General features: G+C 68.4%; 13 protein-coding genes. 3 read left to right on the top strand and 10 right to left on the bottom strand.

Annotated elements, in window-relative coordinates; genetic code table 11:
• Positions 1-41 precede the first annotated feature (41 nt).
• The 5 genes from PBV52_RS23815 to PBV52_RS23795 all read right to left on the bottom strand — a co-directional run bounded on the left by PBV52_RS23815 (position 42) and on the right by PBV52_RS23795 (position 8,357).
• Positions 42-968 carry a hypothetical protein gene (locus PBV52_RS23815; protein ID WP_274240974.1) on the bottom strand — a complete coding sequence of 309 codons (927 nt, stop codon included), beginning with the start codon at positions 966-968 and terminating at the stop codon, positions 42-44.
• Positions 965-1,702 carry an RNA polymerase sigma factor SigM gene (gene sigM / locus PBV52_RS23810; RefSeq protein ID WP_274240973.1) on the bottom strand — a complete coding sequence of 246 codons (738 nt, stop codon included), beginning with the start codon at positions 1,700-1,702 and terminating at the stop codon, positions 965-967. Before sigM ends, PBV52_RS23815 begins: the two co-directional genes overlap by 4 nt.
• A gap of 93 nt (positions 1,703-1,795) precedes the next feature.
• Positions 1,796-3,508, bottom strand: a complete 1,713-nt coding sequence (locus tag PBV52_RS23805) for a protein kinase family protein (protein WP_274240972.1) — start codon at positions 3,506-3,508, stop codon at positions 1,796-1,798.
• 136 nt (positions 3,509-3,644) lie between these two features.
• Positions 3,645-5,900, bottom strand: coding sequence for a murein biosynthesis integral membrane protein MurJ (gene murJ, locus PBV52_RS23800; RefSeq protein WP_274240970.1), 2,256 nt, complete (start codon positions 5,898-5,900; stop codon positions 3,645-3,647).
• Positions 5,901-5,945: 45 nt separating this feature from the next.
• Positions 5,946-8,357 carry a DUF6049 family protein gene (locus PBV52_RS23795; RefSeq protein WP_274240969.1) on the bottom strand — a complete coding sequence of 804 codons (2,412 nt, stop codon included), beginning with the start codon at positions 8,355-8,357 and terminating at the stop codon, positions 5,946-5,948.
• Positions 8,358-8,625: 268 nt separating this feature from the next.
• Here PBV52_RS23795 and PBV52_RS23790 point away from each other — a divergent pair, with 268 nt between their 5' ends.
• Entirely contained in the window at positions 8,626-10,092 is a 1,467-nt protein-coding gene (locus PBV52_RS23790; RefSeq protein WP_274240968.1) for a CCA tRNA nucleotidyltransferase, read from the top strand.
• A gap of 98 nt (positions 10,093-10,190) precedes the next feature.
• Here PBV52_RS23790 and PBV52_RS23785 read toward each other — a convergent pair whose 3' ends face one another.
• The 4 genes from PBV52_RS23785 to PBV52_RS23770 form a co-directional block, all read right to left on the bottom strand.
• Entirely contained in the window at positions 10,191-10,730 is a 540-nt protein-coding gene (locus PBV52_RS23785) for a hypothetical protein (RefSeq protein ID WP_274240966.1), read from the bottom strand.
• Between the two features lie 110 nt (positions 10,731-10,840).
• Positions 10,841-12,118 (bottom strand): MFS transporter, encoded by a 1,278-nt coding sequence (locus PBV52_RS23780; RefSeq protein WP_274240965.1) that lies wholly within the window; start codon positions 12,116-12,118, stop codon positions 10,841-10,843.
• Positions 12,119-12,214: 96 nt separating this feature from the next.
• Complete coding sequence (locus tag PBV52_RS23775; RefSeq protein ID WP_274240964.1) at positions 12,215-13,297, bottom strand: inositol-3-phosphate synthase; 1,083 nt, start codon at positions 13,295-13,297, stop codon at positions 12,215-12,217.
• A gap of 44 nt (positions 13,298-13,341) precedes the next feature.
• Positions 13,342-14,025 carry a PadR family transcriptional regulator gene (locus PBV52_RS23770; protein WP_274240963.1) on the bottom strand — a complete coding sequence of 228 codons (684 nt, stop codon included), beginning with the start codon at positions 14,023-14,025 and terminating at the stop codon, positions 13,342-13,344.
• A 352-nt stretch (positions 14,026-14,377) separates the two neighbouring features.
• Here PBV52_RS23770 and PBV52_RS23765 point away from each other — a divergent pair, with 352 nt between their 5' ends.
• Together PBV52_RS23765 and PBV52_RS23760 are read left to right on the top strand one after the other, a co-directional pair.
• Entirely contained in the window at positions 14,378-17,008 is a 2,631-nt protein-coding gene (locus PBV52_RS23765) for a transglycosylase domain-containing protein (RefSeq protein ID WP_274240962.1), read from the top strand.
• Positions 17,009-17,238: 230 nt separating this feature from the next.
• Entirely contained in the window at positions 17,239-18,738 is a 1,500-nt protein-coding gene (locus PBV52_RS23760) for a glycosyltransferase family 87 protein (protein WP_274240961.1), read from the top strand.
• A gap of 113 nt (positions 18,739-18,851) precedes the next feature.
• Here PBV52_RS23760 and PBV52_RS23755 read toward each other — a convergent pair whose 3' ends face one another.
• Entirely contained in the window at positions 18,852-19,883 is a 1,032-nt protein-coding gene (locus tag PBV52_RS23755; RefSeq protein ID WP_274240960.1) for an alanine racemase, read from the bottom strand.
• Between the last annotated feature and the right edge of the window lie 7 nt (positions 19,884-19,890).

Below are 19,890 nucleotides of genomic sequence, written 5' to 3'. Positions count from 1 at the left end.
GTAGGGGTTGTCACGCCTGAAGGAGACGAAGCGCCGGCTTCTCAGGAGCGCGCGTAGGAGTCCGTCAGGAGAACCTTGGCCTTGGTCGACGACGGCTGCTTCACACAGGTGGCGTCCATGACGTAGACGGTGACCCGGGTGATGTCAGAGGCATCGGGCAGCACGACGAGCAGAGCGTCCTTCCCCTTGTAGACGCCTTCCTTAGCAGCGAGCGCCGCGTCGTTGCGGCCGATGCCCTTCTTGATGCACTCGGGCACCGTGATCTCGCGCAGGATCTGGGGGCTCTTGGTGTCGGGCCCGCCTTCCACGCCCAGGCTCCGTTCCGGAGCGCGGGAGCTGCCTGGGGAGCTCTCGCTCTTGGCGAGGAGATCGGCGACCTGCTTCTCCAGCTTCGCTGCGGAGAACGTATCGGCGGCGGTCTGCCCACCGTCGGCCGATGGACCAGCCCCTCCGCCCCCCATCAGTGAGGTCAGCAGCACAGAGCCGAGGCCCAGGGCGGCGGCTGTGAATGCGGCGCTGAGGACGGCGACCTTGCGTCGGCCGGCCTTCTTGCGGTCCTTGCGGCCGGGGCCGGTGGTCGAGGAGCGGGCGCGGCCTGCCGGACGGTCTGTCGTTGCCGATGTTTCACGTGAAACATGCGCGCCGTCGTCCGCTGCGGAGACCGAGCGGGTCACGCCGGCGAGCTTCGGCTGGTCGACGTCATCGGGCGCCGTGGCGTTGAGCAGAGCCTCTGCGGCGAGGGCGGCGTCGATCCGCCCCGCGACATCGGCGGGCATGTGTGAGGGTCCGGGCAGTGTGCCGAGCAACCCTCGGATCTCCTCAAGTGATGTGTGGACGTCCGCGCACAGCTCGCACTCGTCCAGATGCCGCCGTACGTCGGCGGTCCTGGACGGGGGGAGAAGGCCCTCGGTGAGGTCGGAGATCTCGGCGACGTCCGGGTGCCCGGCCGTGTCTGTCGTGGAAGTCACGCTCGCCCACCTCCGCCCTTCACTGCAGCTGAATCACTCGGCCCGGTATCGCGCGGATCCGTGGCTCGCCCTGTGGCGTGTGGACCCGCTGCCGGTGGGACGGATGTCCCCTGCGTCCGGTTCCGCCTCTCGTCGGGATACTTGCCGTCACTGGCGCTTTCCGGTCGCAGATGCTTGAGGAGAGGCAGGAGTCTGGCTCTGCCTCGCGCACATCGGCTCTTGACCGTGCCGGTCGGCACATCGAGGACCCGGGCGGCTTCCGCGACCGGGTATCCCTGCATGTCCACCAGGACGAGCGCCGCGCGCTGATCGGGCGGCAGCGTGCCGAGGGCCTCCAGCAACTGGCGATGCAGATCGTTGCGCTCGGCCGGAGCGGATGCCTCCTCGTGGGGCTCCAGCAACTGCTCCAGGCGCTCGGTGTCGTCGACGGGGGAGGTCTTACGGGAGGCGGCCTTGCGGGCGCGGTCCAGACAGGCGTTCACGGTGATCCGGTGCAGCCAGGTCGTGACGGCCGACTGGCCCCTGAACGTGTGGGCGGCCCGGTAGGCGGAGACGAGGGCGTCCTGGACGGCGTCAGCGGCCTCCTCGCGGTCGCCGAGCGTCCGCAGGGCCACCGCCCAGAGCCGATCGCGGTGACGCCGCACGAGCTCACCAAAGGCGTCGGGATCGCCTTCTACATGGCTGGCGAGAAGGTGCTGGTCGCTTGCATCGCCGTATCCGGCGTCCTCTGCCATCGGCCCCTCCCATGGGCAACTCTAAGCGAGCTCGCGGCATCGTGGAGAAGTCCTGAACACAGGCCCTCCGGCACATCGCGAGCCCGCCCTCGGTCAGCCCTTGATCTCGACCTCCGAGATGCCACCGCGGAACCGGTCCGCAGACCCGTCTTCCGGCAGCTCCGTAATGTGGATGAGAACGTACCGCGTACGGATCGGCTTCTTCAGTTCGACCTGGAGGCTGGATCCGGTGGACGACAGCTTGGTCAACCGCTGGGAGAAATCACTCAGGGATGTGGGAGCCGAGGCACTGGCGTCCGCCGCGAGCACTTCGGCGGTCTGCCCGCTGCGGTACATGGAGATGTCGAGGCGGGACAAGCTCTTCACGCTTCCGAGGTCCAGGATCAGTCCACTGCCCTCCTTGCGCTGCGGCAGGTTGCCGAAGTTGGCGTATCCCTGGTACTGCGGGGTGACCCATGCGGTGTCCGCCTTGCCGTCGATGGCGAGCTGGACCTCGTCCTCCTGTATGCCGGACCCGCTCGGCGCGAACTCCTGCACGCTGTCGATCGGGATCTGCTTTAGGGGCGCGGCGGGCTTGTCGCCGCCGTCCTCGTCCGTCGTCTGCGTCTGGTTACTGTCCTCGGACTTGTTGCCCTGGTCCATGAGCGCATCCGCGAGCTGCCAACTGCCGAGGCCGAGGGCAGCGATCAGGAGGGCCGAGACGGCCCACTTGAGCGCCTTGCCGGTGCGGCTCTGCAGTGGGGGCGGCGGGGTCGGTACCGGCTGGGTGGCGCCCGGATGCGGCGCCTGGCGGCCGTAGGTGCCCTGCTGGTACGTCGTGCGCTGATAGTCCGGCGGGGCCGTGAACGCGGGCTCCGGCGGGCGGATGCGGGGCATCTCGCCGATCGCCTTCACCAGCTCCTCCGGCGTCGCGCACGCGGACTCGTGCCGGGACGCGGTCGCGCCGTCGTTGACCAGCGCGCGCATGGTGAGCTCGGACAGGCCACGGTGGACGCCGGCGCGCACCTGGTCGGGGGCGATCAGACCGACGTCCTTCGGCAGCCCCGACAAGCCGTAGGCGTCGCTCTCGTACGGCCAGCGCTGGGTGAGCGCGGCGTACAGCAGCGCGCCGATGGCCTCCGTGTCGGTGCGCTGCGGGGTGTCGGAGCTGATGCCGCGCAGCGCGGCGTTCACCGCGAGGCCGCGGATGCGCCACTGGCCGGTCGACGAGCGCAGCACGGCGTTCGGGTTGAGGCGGAGATGGGCCAGGCCCTCGCGATGGGCGGCGGCCATGGCGGCGGACACCTGGGTGACCATCTGGTAGGCGTCGTACACCTCCAGCGGGCCGGAGGCGAGCAACGTGGTCAGTTCGGTCGCGTCGGGGAGCCACTCGTGGACGACGTAGACGAGGTCGTTCTCCTCGACGGCGTCGAGGACCTGGACGAAGCGGGGGTCGCCGAGCAGCGCGGAGGAGCGGGCCGCGGCCAGTACGGAACGGGCCCGCGCATGGTCCGCGGGCAGGATGTGCACGCCGACGGCGCGACGGAGTTTCTCGTCGACCGCACGCCAACTGCTGAAACCGTCCAGACGGGTGACGCACTCCTCGAGGCGATAGCGTCTGGCGAGTTTGTGTCCGCTGTGCAGCTCGGGTGGTGAGGCCTTTCCGGGACCCTCGGTCCCGCCACTCCCCTGTGCCTCGTCGGTGTCCGTGTCCCGCTCCCGATTCTTGGCCACCCCGTCGGCCGTGGACTGGTCCGCCTGTGCGGTCAGCGGCTCGTCGCCGCTGTTGTCTGCCACGTCGACGGCAGCCGTGCTCCGTTCCGCCACCGTCGTTCCTGCCTCCCCATCTATTGCGCGCCGTACGACTTCGTGCGCGCCGTCCGACGCCGAACCAATTGTGCCCACAGTCCGCCGCTATGCACGACACACGGTGGCGGACGATGGTTGTGCGCGTACCCCAGCTTCAGCGACCCAGGCGCCCGCGAACCATGCCGACCAGTGAGTTCAGCTCTTCGATGCGCATCCGGCGGGCGGCGACGAAGAAGATCCCGAGCAGCACGGCTCCGCCGGCCAGCAGGGCGGCGAAGGAGCCGAGGACGCCCTGGCCGAGGGCCCGGGCGATCCCGTAACAGGCCGCACCGCTCAGCAGCGCCGCGGGCACCGAGGCGATGCAGAGTCTTGCGTACGTCCGCATCACCCGGGTGCCGTCCAGGTCGCCGCCCAGCTTCTTGCGCAGCCGGTTCCAGGCGACGCCGACACCGATCGCGTAGGCCAGGCCGTACGAGGCGGCCATGCCGACCACGGCCCAGCGGGCCGGGATGACGTAGTAGCAGACGGCGGAGGCGGCAGCGTTGACGGCCGCCACGATGACCGTGTTGTAGAAGGGGGTGCGGGTGTCCTCGTAGGCGTAGAAGGCGCGCAGGACAACGTACTGCACGGAGTACGGGATCAGGCCGAGGCCGAAGGCCATCAGCATGAAGCCCATGTTCGTGGCCTCGCTCGTGCCCGAGGAGCCGAACATCAGGGTGCACATCGGGATGCCCAGGGACAGGAACCCGAAGGCGATGGGGACGATCGCGACCGCCGTCGTCCGCAGGCCCTGGGAGATGTCGTCCCGGACGGCACCGCCGTCGCCCTCGGCCGCCGAGCGGGAGAGCCGCGGCAGTAGAGCGGCCATCAGCGAGACGGTGATGATGGCCTGCGGCAGACCCCAGATCAGCTGGGCGTTGGCATAGGCGGCGAAACCGGTGCCGTCGACGCCGGAGTCGATGCCCGCGGAGGTGGACAGCTGGGTGACTACGAGCGCCCCCGCCTGGTTGGCCAGGACGAACAGGATGGTCCACTTGGCGAGCACTGCGGCCTTGCCGAGGCCGTGGCCCCGCCAGTCGAAGCGAAGCCGCAGCCGGAATCCGGTCTCGCGCAGGTACGGGATCATCGCCAGGGCCTGGACGACCAGGCCGAGCAGAACACCGATGCCCAGGAGCCGCTGCCCCTCCGGCGGGATGTTCGTGACCTCCATGCCGGAGTGCTCCGCGGTGCCGTACACCCAGAGGAACATTCCGAGCGTCACGATGATGACGATGTTGTTCAGGACCGGGGTCCACATCATCGCGCCGAACTTGCCGCGAGCGTTGAGGATCTGCCCCATCACCACATGGACGCCCATGAAGAAGATCGAGGGCAGGAAGTACCGGGTGAAGGTGACCGCCACGTCGTTGGCGGCGGGGTCGCCGGCGACCTTGGTGGACAGCGCGCTGACCAGGAGTGGGGCGCCGTACATCGCGAGTGCGGTGAGTGAGGCCAGCGCCACCATCACCAAGGTGAGCAAACGGTTCGCGTACGCCTCGCCGCCGTCCTCGTCGTCCTTCATGGCACGCACGAGCTGGGGCACGAAGACGGAGTTGAGGCCGCCGCCGACGGTCAGGATGTAGATCATCGTCGGCAACTGGTAGGCGACCTGGAAGGAGTCACCGAGAAGGCCGAGTCCCAGTGCCGAGACGATCATCATGGAACGGACGAACCCGGTGAGCCGGGAGACCATCGTCCCCGCCGCCATCACCGCGCTCGACTTCAGCAGACCGCCGACCCGCCCGCCCTTCTTCGCGGCAGGCGCCGGGGCAGGAGCGGGCGACGGCGCGGTCACTTCGGCAGCGGCAGGTGGCGCAGGGGCCTCGTACGGGCCCGCAGCCGGGCCCGTGGCCGGTGCCGGGGAAGGTCCCGGGACTGTCGGCGGCTGGTACTGCGGATATCCGCCGCCCTGCTGCTGGTCGCGGAAGAGGTGCGCGAAGGCGTCGTGCTCGGGGCGCTCCTCGGTGGAGTGCGTGACGAGGTCGTCGACGCCCACGTACTGGGTCGTGCGGGGGTCGTCGCCGTACGGCAGGTACTGGTTCGGGCCGTCCGGCTCGGGCGCCGGGGTTTGTGCCCATACGTGCGGGTCGGGGGCGTACGGCGACTGGGGCGGCTGGCCGTACAGCGGCTGCTGCGGCTGGTACGTGCCCGGCGGGGGCGGCGGGTGGGCGGCACGGTCGTACAGCGCCTCGGCGACCGGGTCCTGGGCGGTGAGGTCCTGGGCCCGGTAGGGGTCCTGGTCGTAGGCGTCCTGGAGGTACATGTCCGCGGGGTGCTGCGGCGGTACCTGGCCGTGCTCGGGCGGCGGGCCCTCGGGGTGCCCCGAGCTGCCCGCGGCCTGGCCGCGGTCACCGTCGTACGGCGCGTTCATGGTTACCCCACCTCATCGTCCCGGGCCCACCGGCCACGACATCGCTCAACGGTCCACTCTCTCACCCGTGCCGGACGGGTCGGCGCTTTCCGTTGCGGTGTCCGGTGTCAGGTCACTCGGCTGCTCCGGGGCGTCTGCCCGGGTACCGGTGCCGGATTCCTCCTCGAGGAGGTTCTCGGGCGTGAGACGGCCCGCGGGGCCTTCCTGGTTCTCCGGGCCGCCGTCGGCTTCGCTCCTCTCCGTGGGGCCGTCCTCCTCGGCCTCACGGGCGGCGGCCGCGCGCTTGCGCTGCGTGTACATCCGGAATCCGGCGAGGACGAGCAGGAGGAAGCCGCCGCCGATGACCAGCATCACGGTGGCCGTGAACTCGGTGACCTTCACGTCGAACGTGACGGGCGCGCCGTACGGCTGGCCGTCCTCCGTGAACAGCTGGGCGACCACCGTGGCCTGGCCGTTGGCCTGAGCCGACGTGGTGAACTTCACCGTCTGGCTGTGCCCGCCGGACACCGCGACGTCCTGTTCGTAATAGCGCTCGCCACTGATCTCGAGGCGCCTCGGGCTCTTCGAGGTGAGCCGGAGCACCAGGTGCTCGACGCCCTGCACCAGGTTGTTCTGCACCGTCACGGGAATCGTGGCGCTGCGTCCGGAGAGCTTGGTCTCCGACTTGTCGATCAGCGTGACCTGGCCCGCCAGGGAGTCGATGTACGCCTCCACGCCGTTGCGATAGTCCGCCGCCTGCGCGGAGCGGCCGCGCCACGACGTGGACATCTCCCGGTTCATGGCCCGCCCGAAGGGCGTCACCACGCGGGCCTCCTTGCTGAGGATCACCTTGAACTTGTCGAGCTTGTCCTGCGTGGTCGCGATCTGCTCGTAGACCGACCGCGGCAGCTCCTGCTTGCGCAGCGAGGAGGGGTACTCGGAGGCGGCTGGCACCTTCGTGGTGGCGCCGGAGTCGGGCTTGGCCGTGGCCGCGGCCGAGAGCTCCTGGGACTGGGACCACGTGCCGCCCTGGAGCGCCGCCACCGCCTCGGCCATCGCCTGGGCCTGGCTCGCAGTCGGCATCCGCTGCGGAGCGACGACGATGCTGCGCTGCTTGTCCGCCTGCAGGTTGAGGGCCAGGCTCTGGGCCAGGAACCTCTGCACGGTGAGCGTCGAGCTCGACGCCCTTGTCAGGTTCCCCTGGAACACCGTCGACATCCGTGCGTCTGCCACGACCGCCGTCGTGCCGCCGCCGATGGGGCGGGCCGCGGAGGGCGTGTAGGGCAGGCCGCCCGTCTCCACCAGGCTGTCGCTGCGGGCGATCACCTTGTCCGCGCCGGCCGAGGTGGCGACCTTGACGATGGACGGGTCGACGGCGCCGTTCACGGGCCAGGCGAAGTCGGTGGTGGGCTCCACGTGAAGGATCGAGTCGACCGTGTCGGCGGCGACGTCGGCGGCTTCCTTGAGGTGGTTCAGGGAGCCGGTGACGTTCGTGCCGTTGTGCGCCAGTGAGGCCAGGTCGGGGTCGGCGAAGGGCAGGGCGACGACCTCCTTGTCCTGCACCGCCTCCTGCAGCTCGGCCAGCCACTGTTTGGCGACCTCCTGATGGGTGCCCGCCGTGGTCGTGTCACCCTCGCCCTGCACGCGGTAGCTGTCCGTCATCGCGTCCACGGAGGCCAGCAGTTCGGGGTCGATCACCCAGGTGACGTCGAGCTCCCTGCCCAGCGACACCAGCTGCTGCAGACGGCCGCCGGGGGAGATCTCCTTGGCGAGGTCGTCGTCGCGGAAGACCGGCGTCTGCGATTCGTTCGACCCCGTCTGCGCCGTCATGTGTGCGGTGGAGATGAGCGGCCACAGCACCGTCGTCCGGGTCTTCGTGTCGGCCCCGTCGGGCTGCCACGGCAGGAACGTCCGCTGGATGCCGAGCACCTGATCCCAGGGCTGCGCGGACGTCTCGCCGGACAGGGAGACGGCGAACTGGTAGACCCCGTCTCTGCCCAGGTCCAGATCGTCGACCGGCACGGAGATGCTGAAGCGCTGGGAGACGCCCGGGGTGAGCTTGGAGAACTTCTTGACGTACTTCCCGCCCACCGGAGCCCCGTCGACACCCTCCTGGTAGCCGGTGCGACCGGCGACCGCGTCGATGTCCGAGCGCGTGTTCAGGGCGGGCCCCGGGCGCAGGTCCACCTGGGCGTCGGTGACGGCCTGCTTGCCCTGGTTGGTCACCGTGCCGGACACGGTCAGTGTGTCGCCGTCACCGGGGACGGAGGGGGTGAGCGAGTCCACAGCCACGGCCACCGTGCCCGAGCCGGAGGCGGCCTGCAGGGAGTCCTGCCCGGCGGCCTGCGAGGGCGCGGCGGCGGGCAGCTGGAGCAGGCCGGCCAGCAGAGGCGCCCCGGCGAACAGTGCTCCGGTGCGCCGCAGCCACCGGCGGGCAGGTGAGGGACTCATCCCCTGGAAGTCTGCCGCCTCGGCCACGCGCTCGCCCGTCCCTCGTCGTCGTCAGTGGTCGTCGGAATGTGCGTCCACGCATGGTAACGATGCGCGCTGAGGGGAAGTGCCGCGGTGTGCTCCACAAGATCGGGCCGCACCGTCGTCCTGCCCTGTATGTACAGGAATAAAGAGGAGCGATTCCCTACGTCGCAAGGCGGGCCTCGTGCACCTTTTGATGCGGGTATCCGTGCACGCGGTGTGCACGTTTAATGGAGGCGCCCGCGATCGCCCGGGCCACGTACCCTCTTCTGTTGTGCCGAACGCCAACGAAGACAAGCCCAGTGTCCTGAGCCAGGTGCAGCACCGCGCGGTGAGTGAACTGCTGCGGGTCGCGCCTGTCGCCGACGACCTCGCCCGCCGTTTCCAGGAGGCCGGGTTCTCACTCGCCCTGGTCGGCGGATCGGTCCGGGACGCGCTGCTCGGCCGGCTCGGCAACGACCTGGACTTCACGACCGACGCCCGCCCCGAGGACGTACTGAAGATCGTGCGCCCGTGGGCCGATGCCGTGTGGGAGGTCGGGATCGCCTTCGGCACCGTCGGGGCGCAGAAGCGTGTCCGCGGCGGAGCCGCTGATCGAGACTTTCAGATCGAGGTGACGACCTACCGGTCGGAGGCCTACGACCGGACCTCACGCAAGCCCGAGGTGTCGTACGGCGACTCCATCGAGGAAGACCTTGTCCGGCGCGACTTCACGGTGAACGCTATGGCCGTCGCGCTGCCGGAGAAGGAGTTCATCGATCCGCACGGCGGGCTGGAGGACCTCGCAGCGCGGGTGCTGCGGACCCCGGGTACGCCGGAGGCGTCCTTCTCGGACGATCCGCTGCGCATGATGCGGGCGGCGCGCTTCGCGGCCCAGCTCGACTTCGAGGTGGCTCCTGAGGTCGTCACTGCCATGAAGGAGATGTCAGGCCGCATCGAGATCGTCTCGGCGGAGCGGGTGCGGGATGAGCTGAACAAGCTGATCCTGTCCGCGTACCCCCGCAAGGGGCTGACCCTGCTGGTCGACACCGGGCTCGCGGATCATGTGCTGCCCGAGCTGCCGGCGCTGCGGCTGGAGAGTGACGAGCACCATCGGCACAAGGACGTCTACGAGCACACGCTGATCGTCCTGGAGCAGGCGATGGCGTTGGAGGAGGACGGCGCCGACCTGACCCTCCGGCTGGCCGCACTGCTGCACGACATCGGCAAGCCGCGCACGCGCCGCTTCGAGAAGGACGGCCGGGTCTCGTTCCACCACCATGAGGTGGTCGGCGCGAAGATGACGAAGAAGCGCATGCTGGCGCTCAAGTACTCCAACGAGCTGGTGAAGGACGTCTCACGTCTGGTCGAACTCCACCTGCGCTTCCACGGCTACGGCACCGGAGAGTGGACGGACTCCGCCGTCCGCCGCTACGTCCGTGACGCCGGCCCGCTTCTGGACCGCCTCCACAAGCTGACCCGCTCCGACTGCACCACGCGAAACAAGCGCAAGGCCGCCGCCCTGTCCCGCGCTTACGACGGCTTGGAGGAGCGGATCGCTCAACTCCAGGAGCAGGAGGAACTGGACGCCATCCGCCCCGACCTCGACGGCAACCAGATCATGGAGATCCTCGGCGTCGGGCCCGGGCCGGCCATTGGTCGCGCGTACAAGCACATGCTGGAGTTGCGGCTGGAGAACGGGCCGATGGTGCACGACGAGGCGGTTGCGGCGCTCAAACAATGGTGGGCCGCGCAAGGCTGAGGCTGTGAGACGGGGGGCATGTTTCACGTGAAACATGCCCCCCAGGATGCGTCGAGGGGCGGTGTTTCACGTGAAACACCGCCCCTGTCGGCGTCCGCCTACTTCTTGTAGTCCTTCAGGCAGAGCAGAAAGTCGCTGCTCTTGCTGCTCTGCGTGTACGTGTACTGGAAGTCCTTGGCTTCGCTCTCGCACTTGCTGCTGGCTGTGAGCTCGGTGGTGTACGAGCCCTCGATCTTGGCCAGCACCACGTACTGGGCTTCCGAGGAGCTGCAGTCGACGACCTCGAGGTCCGGGTGGGTGGAACTGGTGCTGCCGCGGTGCATGCAGTCACCGACCGCCGCCGTGTCGGCGTCGTCCCGGCTGGATATGAAGCCCACGATGGCCACAGTCACGGCGGCCACGACGATGACGATGTTCTTGATCGTCTTGAAGCTGAGCTTGCGGCGAGGCTGCGGCGGAACCGGTGCGTAAGGCGCCGCGCCCTGCTGGGGGAACCCGGGCTGGCCCGGCTGCTGCGGGTAGCCGGCCTGGGGCGGGTACGGTGCCTGGCCCTGAGGCTGGCCGTAGGGCTGCTGCCCCTGGGTGTACGGGTTCTGGCCCTGGGCGAACGGGTTGCCCTGGGGCGGCGGAGTGGTCACTTGGGGGTCCCCCTAGAACTTGGGTGCGTGGCGCGAACTAAGCGCGGAAATAAGACGCACGTAAGTTATCGGCCCCCACTGACACCCGCGTAGCCGGGAGTGGCTCTGTGTCATTGATGTGACACAGACCGGTGTTCAAAGCGGGCCATAGCCCCAGCAACTGCCGCGTAGATAACAGCGACTGCGACAACGAGTGCTGTCGAGCGGCCGTCCGGCGGAAGTATCACGGCGGCGACGCCGGCGGCGCTGACGAACGCGACGTTGAACAGCACGTCGTAGACGGAGAAGATCCGGCCGCGGAAGCCGTCCTCGACCGAGGCCTGCACGATCGTGTCCGTCGCGATCTTCGCCCCCTGCGTCGTCAGGCCAAGGACGAATGCCGCCATCAGCATGGGAGTTGTGGCGAACGGGAGGCCGAGGGCGGGCACCAGGACCGCGGCCGCCCCCGCACACACAGCGATCCAGAGGCCGGAGCCCAGCCGCCCCGCAGCCCACGGGGTCGCCACCGCCGCGGCGAAGAAGCCGACGGCAGAGATCGCCAACGCCAGCCCCAGCAGGGCGAGTCCGTCATCGGCGTTCGAGGAGAAGGCGTATCGGCAGAGCATTAGCAGCGTGACCAGCAGGGCGCCGTAGCAGAAGCGCATCAGGGTCATCGTGAGCAGCGCCCAGACGGCTTCCCTCCGCGGCGGCGTGGCGAGATGACGTACCCCGGCCGCCAGATCGCGCGCGGTGCCGGAGATCGCCGCGGCCAAGCGTGGCTGCACCAACTCTCGATCAGGACCTAGCAGTTCCCGCGGCATGCGCAGTGCCGCCAGCCCCGCGCACAGATACAGGGCAGCTCCCAGGAGCACCACTGCAGCATCGGAGTTCCAGGCCGCCAGCCGTACGACGAAGGCCAGACCGGCCCCCACGCTCGCGGCGAGCGTTCCGGCGGTCGGGGAAAGGGAGTTGGCGATCACCAGACGTTCGTCGTCGACCACGCGTGGCAGCGCGGCGGACAGTCCGGACAGGACGAAGCGGTTGACGGCGGTGACGCACAGGGCGGAGACGTAGAAGAGCCAGTCCGGGACCTCGGTGATGATCAGGAGGGCTGTCGCCGAGGCCAGCACGGTGCGTAACAGGCTGCCGTACAGAAGAACCTGGCGGCGGCGCCAGCGGTCCAGCAGGACGCCGGAGAATGGGCCCACCAGGGAGTACGGCAGGAGCAGCACCGCCATCGCGGAGGCGATCGCGGCGGCCGAGGTCTGTTTCTCCGGGGAGAAGACGACGTACGTGGCGAGCGCGGTCTGGTAGACGCCGTCGGCGCCCTGTGAGAGCAGGCGTACGACGAGCAGGCGCCGGAAGTACCGGAAGCGCAGCAGGACCCGCAGGTCGCGTACGACGGACATGGGGCACAGCCTCACATACGGGGAGGGCCCCCGGGCGATGCAACCCGGGGGCCCTCGGCAGCTCTGGCAGGAGCGTATTAGTGCGGCGCCGTCTGCTTAGCGCTCGACCTCGCCCTTGATGAACTTCTCGACGTTCTCGCGGGCCTCGTCGTCGAAGTACTGGACCGGCGGGGACTTCATGAAGTAGCTCGACGCCGACAGGATCGGGCCGCCGATGCCGCGGTCCTTGGCGATCTTCGCGGCGCGCAGGGCGTCGATGATGACGCCGGCGGAGTTCGGGGAGTCCCAGACCTCGAGCTTGTACTCCAGGTTCAGCGGGACGTCACCGAAGGCGCGGCCTTCGAGGCGGACGTAGGCCCACTTGCGGTCGTCGAGCCAGGCGACGTAGTCGGACGGGCCGATGTGGACGTTCTTCTCGCCGAGGTCCCGGTCGGGGATCTGGGAGGTGACGGCCTGCGTCTTGGAGATCTTCTTGGACTCGAGGCGGTCACGCTCGAGCATGTTCTTGAAGTCCATGTTGCCGCCGACGTTCAGCTGCATCGTGCGGTCCAGGACGACGCCGCGGTCCTCGAACAGCTTCGCCATGACGCGGTGCGTGATGGTGGCGCCGACCTGGGACTTGATGTCGTCGCCGACGATCGGGACGCCCGCCTCGGTGAACTTGTCCGCCCACTCCTTCGTACCGGCGATGAAGACCGGCAGGGCGTTGACGAAGGCGACCTTGGCGTCGATGGCGCACTGGGCGTAGAACTTCGCCGCGTCCTCGGAGCCCACGGGCAGGTAGCAGACGAGGACGTCGACCTGCTTGTCCTTGAGGACCTGGACCACGTCGACCGGGGCCTCGGCGGACTCCTCGATCGTCTCGCGGTAGTACTTGCCGAGACCGTCGAGGGTGTGGCCGCGCTGGACGGTCACGCCGGAGCGGGGCACGTCGCAGATCTTGATGGTGTTGTTCTCGCTGGCACCGATGGCGTCCGCGAGGTCGAGGCCGACCTTCTTCGCGTCGACATCGAAGGCGGCGACGAACTCGACGTCACGGACGTGGTAGTCGCCGAACTGCACGTGCATCAGGCCGGGGACCCTGGACGCCGGGTCGGCGTCCTTGTAGTACTCGACTCCCTGAACCAGCGACGCGGCGCAGTTGCCGACGCCGACGACGGCTACGCGAACCGAACCCATTCCGGTTGCTCCCTGTGTGTACGAGTGAGGCCCTGACTGGGCTCTCACGTGGCGGTGTCGCCGGGCGAATCCGTCCCGGGGGTGCCCCCGGGACGGGGCAGATCGCCCGGCTCTCCAGATGTGGTGTCCTGATGAGCGGACCCCCCGGAAGCGGAACCTTTCAGGTCCCGCCCGGCCCGCTCGCTCTCGATGAGCTCGTTCAGCCAGCGCACTTCGCGCTCCACGGACTCCATCCCGTGGCGCTGGAGCTCAAGCGTGTAGTCGTCGAGGCGCTCCCGGGTGCGCGCCAGGGAGGCGCGCATCTTCTCCAGACGCTCCTCCAGCCGGCTGCGGCGGCCCTCCAGCACGCGCATGCGCACGTCCTGTGGTGTGCGTCCGAAGAAGGCAAATCGGGCAGCGAAGTGCTCGTCCTCGTACGCGTCAGGGCCGGTCTGCGAGAGCAGTTCCTCGAAGTGCTCCTTACCTTCCGCCGTCAACCGGTAGACGATCTTGGCGCGACGCCCCGCGAGTGGTGCGGTGAGGGCGTCCTCGGGGGTGTTCCCCGGTTCCTCGATCAACCAGCCGTTGGCGACCAGCGTCTTGAGGCAGGGGTAGAGCGTGCCGTAGCTGAACGCACGGAACACGCCCAGCGACGTATTGAGTCGTTTGCGCAGCTCATAGCCGTGCATCGGGGATTCGCGGAGCAGTCCGAGTACGGCGAACTCAAGGATCCCGGAACGTCGGCTCATCCCCTCGCCTCCTCGTCATATCTCGCGCTGATGTATCGACTCGATACATCACGACGATAGAACGGCCTTCCGGATGCGACAAGTGGGGGAACGGTGAACGGGATCACATCAACGATTCATGTGGAGCGAGTTGCCTGATTTGGGATGAAGTTCGGGGCTAGTGGGGCTTTGGCGGTGCGTAGTCTGTGCGCCATGCACAGCACTGGGAACCGAGTGGCGCCTGAGGGCGTCGTCGTCCTTGGTGCAGTACGGGTGAATGCGGAACCGACCGCATCCGTACTTCGGGGGGACCGGAAAACAGCCGCCGTTGTCAGGCGCGCAGGGGTGCGCCTGCCCGAGGAGTAGTCGTTCGATGAGCGAGCACCGTCGCAAACCGCCGCAGCCGCAGGGAGGCGGACGTGCCGCGGCCCGACGCGGCCAGGCCGGCTCGTCTCCCGGCCGCCGAGCGGCACCGCGAGGCGCCACCGGATCTCCTTCCGACTCGTACGGGTCGGAGTCCAGCGGTTCGGAAGGCGAGGAACGTCCGTACGGCGGACGCGCCGAGGCACGGCGCGCTGCCCAGAGAGGCGGGGGCAGCCGCCGTAGAGCGGCAGAACCGGGCCGGGGCGGCCGCCGTGCCGCTCCCGGCGCCCCGAGCGGTCCCGGGCGCGGCCGAGGGCGGTCGGCCCCGCCCGCCAAGAAGCGGTTCATCGACTATCCACGTGCGGGCAAGTACGGTGCGGCGCGCTGGGTGCCGTCGTGGCGGCTCATCACGGGCATCTTCCTCGCTTTCATGGGCGGTCTGGTCACTGCTGCGGGCATCGGGTACGCCATGGTGGGCATCCCCACTGAACAGGACACCGCTCTGGCGCAGAACAACGTCTTCTACTGGTCCAACGGCAAGCAGATGGCGTCGACCGGCGGTCAGACGAACCGCCAGCTCGTGAGCAACGCGGAGATCCCGAGGGAGATGAAGAACGCGGTGGTCTCCGCCGAGAACGCGTCCTTCTACGAGGACAGCGGCATCGACCCGGCCGGTATCGGGCGAGCCCTCCTCAACATGGCGCGGGGCGGCGAGACGCAGGGTGGTTCGACCATCACCCAGCAGTTCGTGAAGAACACCTACCTGAGCCAGGAACAGACGATCTCCCGTAAGTTCAAGGAACTGTTCATCTCCATCAAGGTGAACCAGAAGCTGTCCAAGGACGACATCCTCGCGGGCTACCTCAACACCGCCTACTACGGCCGTAACTCCTACGGCATCCAGGCGGCGGCCCAGGCGTACTTCGGCGTGGACGCCAAGAAACTCACCACCTCGCAGTGCGCCTTCCTCGCCGCCGTACTGAAGGGCCCTAACTTCTACAACCCCGACGGCGGTGTGGGAGCGGGTGCCACGGCGGCGGCCAATACCGAGCGGGCCAAGGAACGCTGGTCGTGGATCCTGGACCGCATGGTCGAGGTGGGGCGCATGTCGGCCGCGGACCGTGCCAAGGTCGGCAGCTTCCCCAATTTCAAGAAGCAGAACTCGAACCTGTCCGGGCAGAGCGGCTATCTCATCGACATCGCCAAGGAGTACGTCGCCAAGAAGGCGGGTCTGTCCCCCGAGGACCTGGAGAAGGGCGGCTACCGCATCTACACGACCTTCGACAAGAAGAAGGTCAACGAGCTGGCGGCAGCCGTCGAGAAGACGCGGAAGGGCTTCCTCGAACCCAAGAAGCGGGAGAAGGACAAGTACGTCCAGTTCGGTGGTGCGTCGGTCGATCCCAAGACCGGAGCGATCGTCGCGCTGTACGGCGGCGAGGGCTACGACAAGGGGCACTACTCCAACAACGCCAACACCCTGGGTGTGCCGGTCGGATCGACCTGGAAGCCCATCGTGCTGGCCGCCGCGATGAAGTACGGGACCTACGAGACCGCCCCTGAGCCGCTCTCGCCCCTGGCCAAGTACAACGGCAACGACCTTCTCGTGATCAAGGACCAGAACGGCGACCCGATCATGGGTAACAACGGAAAGCCGTTCCGACAGAAGAACGAGGGCACCAAAGCCTGGGGCATGGTCACGCTCAAGAAGGCTATGGAGCAGTCCATCAACAGCCCGTTCGCGCAGCTGGGCATCGATGTGGGCCTGCGTAACACCCAGAAACTCGCGAACGACATGGGCATTGCGTCGAACTTCTTCGACCAGGCCAACATCAGGAACGTGTCCTTCTCGCTCGGTACGTCGACGCCCAGCGCCATCCGCATGGCCGACGCGTACGGGACCTTCGCCAACGACGGCAACCACTACGAGCCGTACTCCGTCACCAAGGTGCTCAAGGACGGCGAGCTGCTCAAGGGGTTCGAGGCCCCGAAGGAGCAGAGCGCCATGGACGCCAACATCGCGAACAACGTGACGGACGTCCTGGAGAACGTGGTCCAGAACGGCACCGGTAAGAAGGTCGCGGACATCGGGTTCCCGGTGGCCGGCAAGACGGGTACGACCGACCAGAACAAGTCGGCGTGGTTCGTCGGGTACACCAGGGAGCTGTCCACAGCCGTGACCCTGTTCCGGACGGACCCCGGCAAGGGCAAGCTGCTGTCCATGAACGGCACCGGTGGCGTGCCGTCCATCCACGGTGGTGACATCCCGGCTCAGGTCTGGAAGGACTACATGGTCGAGGCGATGAAGAGTTACGGCATCCCGGAGCCCTTCCCGGAGGCCGAACCCATGGGCGAGATCATCAACGACACGCCGACGCCGACCGTGGCGCCGACACCCACCGAGACTGTCGAGGAGAGCCCGAGCCCCTCGCCGTCGCCGTCCGAGTCGCTGACGTCGCCGTCGCCGTCGCCGACGACCACCTGTGGCGACTTCAGCTGGCAGTGCGACACCGCCAACGGTGGGCAGAACGGTGGCGCGGACGGAGGCGTGACCTCGTCACCTACGCCGACGGTGACGGAGACGGACAACTCCGGAGGCAATGCCAACGGCAACGGAGGCATCTTCGGCGGACCATCAGGCTGACCGACGGTCTCACCTGACGCGAGAAGGCCGGTGGCCGGCACCCACGAAGCAGGGTGCCGGCCACCGGCCTTTGCCGCTTGTACGGCTGTTCAGCCCCCTTCCCGCTCCCCGGGACCGGGAAGGGGGCGCGGCCTGTTTCACGTGAAACGTCGGTTTCACGTGAAACACTCAGACGTCGCACCCAGGTCGTCCTCGCACCGTTCTCAGACAGGTACGGCAGGATGTGCCCCATGCCCAGTGCAGAGACGACGCCCACGAGCGTGCACGAGCCGGACCTGGTGCGGCCGACCAAGGCGGACGAGGTCGCCGCGAGCGGGAGTGAGCTGATCGGTGGCCCCATCGGACGGCGCGCCCTGCTCGGGACGTCTTGGTGGACTCCCGTGCGGATCGTCGCGCTCGTGGCGATCGGCATGTTCGCCCTCGGTCTGATCCAGAAGGCACCCTGCTACAACGGCGCATGGTTCTTCGGCGCCAGCTCGCAGTACACGCATGCCTGTTACTCGGACATCCCGCACCTCTACCAGGGGCGCGGCTTCGCCGACGGGCTGGTGCCGTACTTCGACAAGCTCCCCGGCGACATGCAGTACCTCGAATACCCCGTGCTGACCGGGGTGTTCATGGAGGTCGCCTCCTGGCTCACGTCGGGCAGCGGCAGTATCCAGGACCAGGAGCAGTGGTACTGGATGGTCAACGCCGGGATGCTGATGGTGTGCGCGGCCGTCATCGCCGTTTGCGTGACCCGCACGCACGCCCGGCGCCCCTGGGACGGTCTGCTGGTCGCCCTCGCGCCCGCCTTCGCGCTGACCGCGACCATTAACTGGGACCTGCTGGCCGTCGCCCTGACGGCCGCCGCGATGCTGATGTGGTCACGCGGCCGCTCCCTCGCCTTCGGCATCCTGCTGGGGCTCGCCACGGCCGCCAAGCTCTATCCCGTCTTCCTGCTCGGACCCTTGCTCGTCCTGTGCTGGCGTGCAGGCAAGTGGCGGGACTTCGGGAAGGCGCTGGGCGGCACTGTCGTCGCCTGGCTCGTCGTGAACCTTCCGGTGATGCTCCTTGCCTGGGACGGGTGGTCACAGTTCTACCGGTTCAGCCAGGAACGAGGCGTCGACTTCGGCTCCTTCTGGCTGATCATGGCCCAGAACTCCACCGACCCGCTGAGCACGGAAACCGTCAATACGCTCGCTACCCTGCTGATGCTGCTGTGCTGTGCTGGCATCGCCGCGCTCACGCTCACCGCGCCGCGACGTCCGCGCTTCGCGCAGCTGGCCTTCCTGATCGTCGCGGCGTTCATCCTCACCAACAAGGTCTACTCGCCGCAGTACGTGCTGTGGCTGGTGCCCCTGGCCGTGCTGGCCCGGCCGAAGTGGCGGGACTTCCTCATCTGGCAGGCGTGCGAAGTGGCGTACTTCCTCGGGATCTGGATGTACCTCGCGTACACGACCAGCGGGGATGCCCACAAGGGCCTGCCGCCCGACGGCTACCACTGGGCCATCGGCGTGCACCTGCTGGGGACGCTGTACCTGTGCGCCGTCGTCGTGCGGGACATCCTCATGCCGGAGCGGGACCCGGTGCGCCGGGGCGGCGACGACGATCCCTCGGGCGGCGTGCTCGACCGAGCGGACGACGTCTTCGTGCTCGGCCCCGCGGCCCATCCACCGCGGCACGCGGCCCACTTCGACAGGCCGCAAGTGGAGTGGGGCAAAGAGGGGACGACCGGCGGTTCGCTCTGAGCGAACAGGGCGTAGGCAGGGCACGCGAAAGGCCGTACACGGAAGAGTCCGTGTACGGCCTTTCGTCGTGCGGCGTTGCCGAGCGGCGGTCGTTCAGTCGCCGCGGCGTTCGTTCAGCGGTCGACGAGCCGGTCGAACTGCGTGGTGGTGTGCCGCAGATGGGCGACCAACTCGTCACCGACCTTCGGCTCGGGAGCGTCCGAGGGGACGAACAGGATCGAGACCTGCATGTGCGGCGGCTCCGCGAACCAGCGCTGCTTGCCGCCCCATACGAAGGGAGAAAGGTTCCGGTTGACGGTGGCAAGGCCGGCCCGGGCGACGCCCTTGGCGCGCGGCATGACGCCGTGCAGGGCCTTGGGGGCCTCCAGACCCACCCCGTGCGACGTACCGCCCGCTACGACCACCAGGAAGCCGTCGGAGGCCGCCTTCTGCTGCCGGTAACCGAAGCGGTCGCCCTTGGAGACGCGCGTGACGTCCAGGACCGCGCCGCGGTACTCGGTGGCCTCGTGGTCCCCCAGCCACAACCGGGTGCCGATGCGGGCGCGGAAGCGGGTCTGCGGGAACTGCTGCTGCAGGCGGGCGAGTTCCTCGGCCTTGAGGTGGCTGACGAACATCGTGTGCAGCGGCAGCCGGGCGGCACGTAGGCGGTCCATCCAGCCGATGACCTCCTCGACGGCGTCCGAGCCGTCGGTGCGGTCCAACGGCAGGTGGATGGCGAAACCCTCGAGCCGGACGTTCTCTATGGCGGCGTGCAACTGCGGCAGTTCGCGCTCGCTCACGCCGTGCCGCTTCATCGAGGACATCACCTCGATGACGACGCGGGCCCCGACGAGGCCGTACACGCCGTCCACCGAAGACACCGAGCGGATGACCCGGTCGGGCAGCGGCACCGGCTCCTCGCCGCGCCGGTACGGCGTCAGTACCAGCAGATCACCGCCGAACCAGTCCTTTATGCGTGCGGCCTCGTACGTCGTGCCGACTGCGAGGACATCGGAGCCCAGGCGCGTGGCCTCCTCCGCCAGCCGCTCGTGCCCGAACCCGTAGCCGTTGCCCTTGCAGACCGGGACCAGGCCAGGGAACTGCTCCTGCACGTGCTTGTGGTGCGCCCGCCAGCGCGCGGTGTCGACGTAGAGCGTGAGCGCCATGGCCGGA

Source organism: Streptomyces sp. T12 (assembly GCF_028736035.1).
Taxonomy (GTDB): Bacteria; Actinomycetota; Actinomycetes; order Streptomycetales; family Streptomycetaceae; genus Streptomyces.
This window is presented reverse-complemented; position numbering and strand designations above follow the sequence as displayed.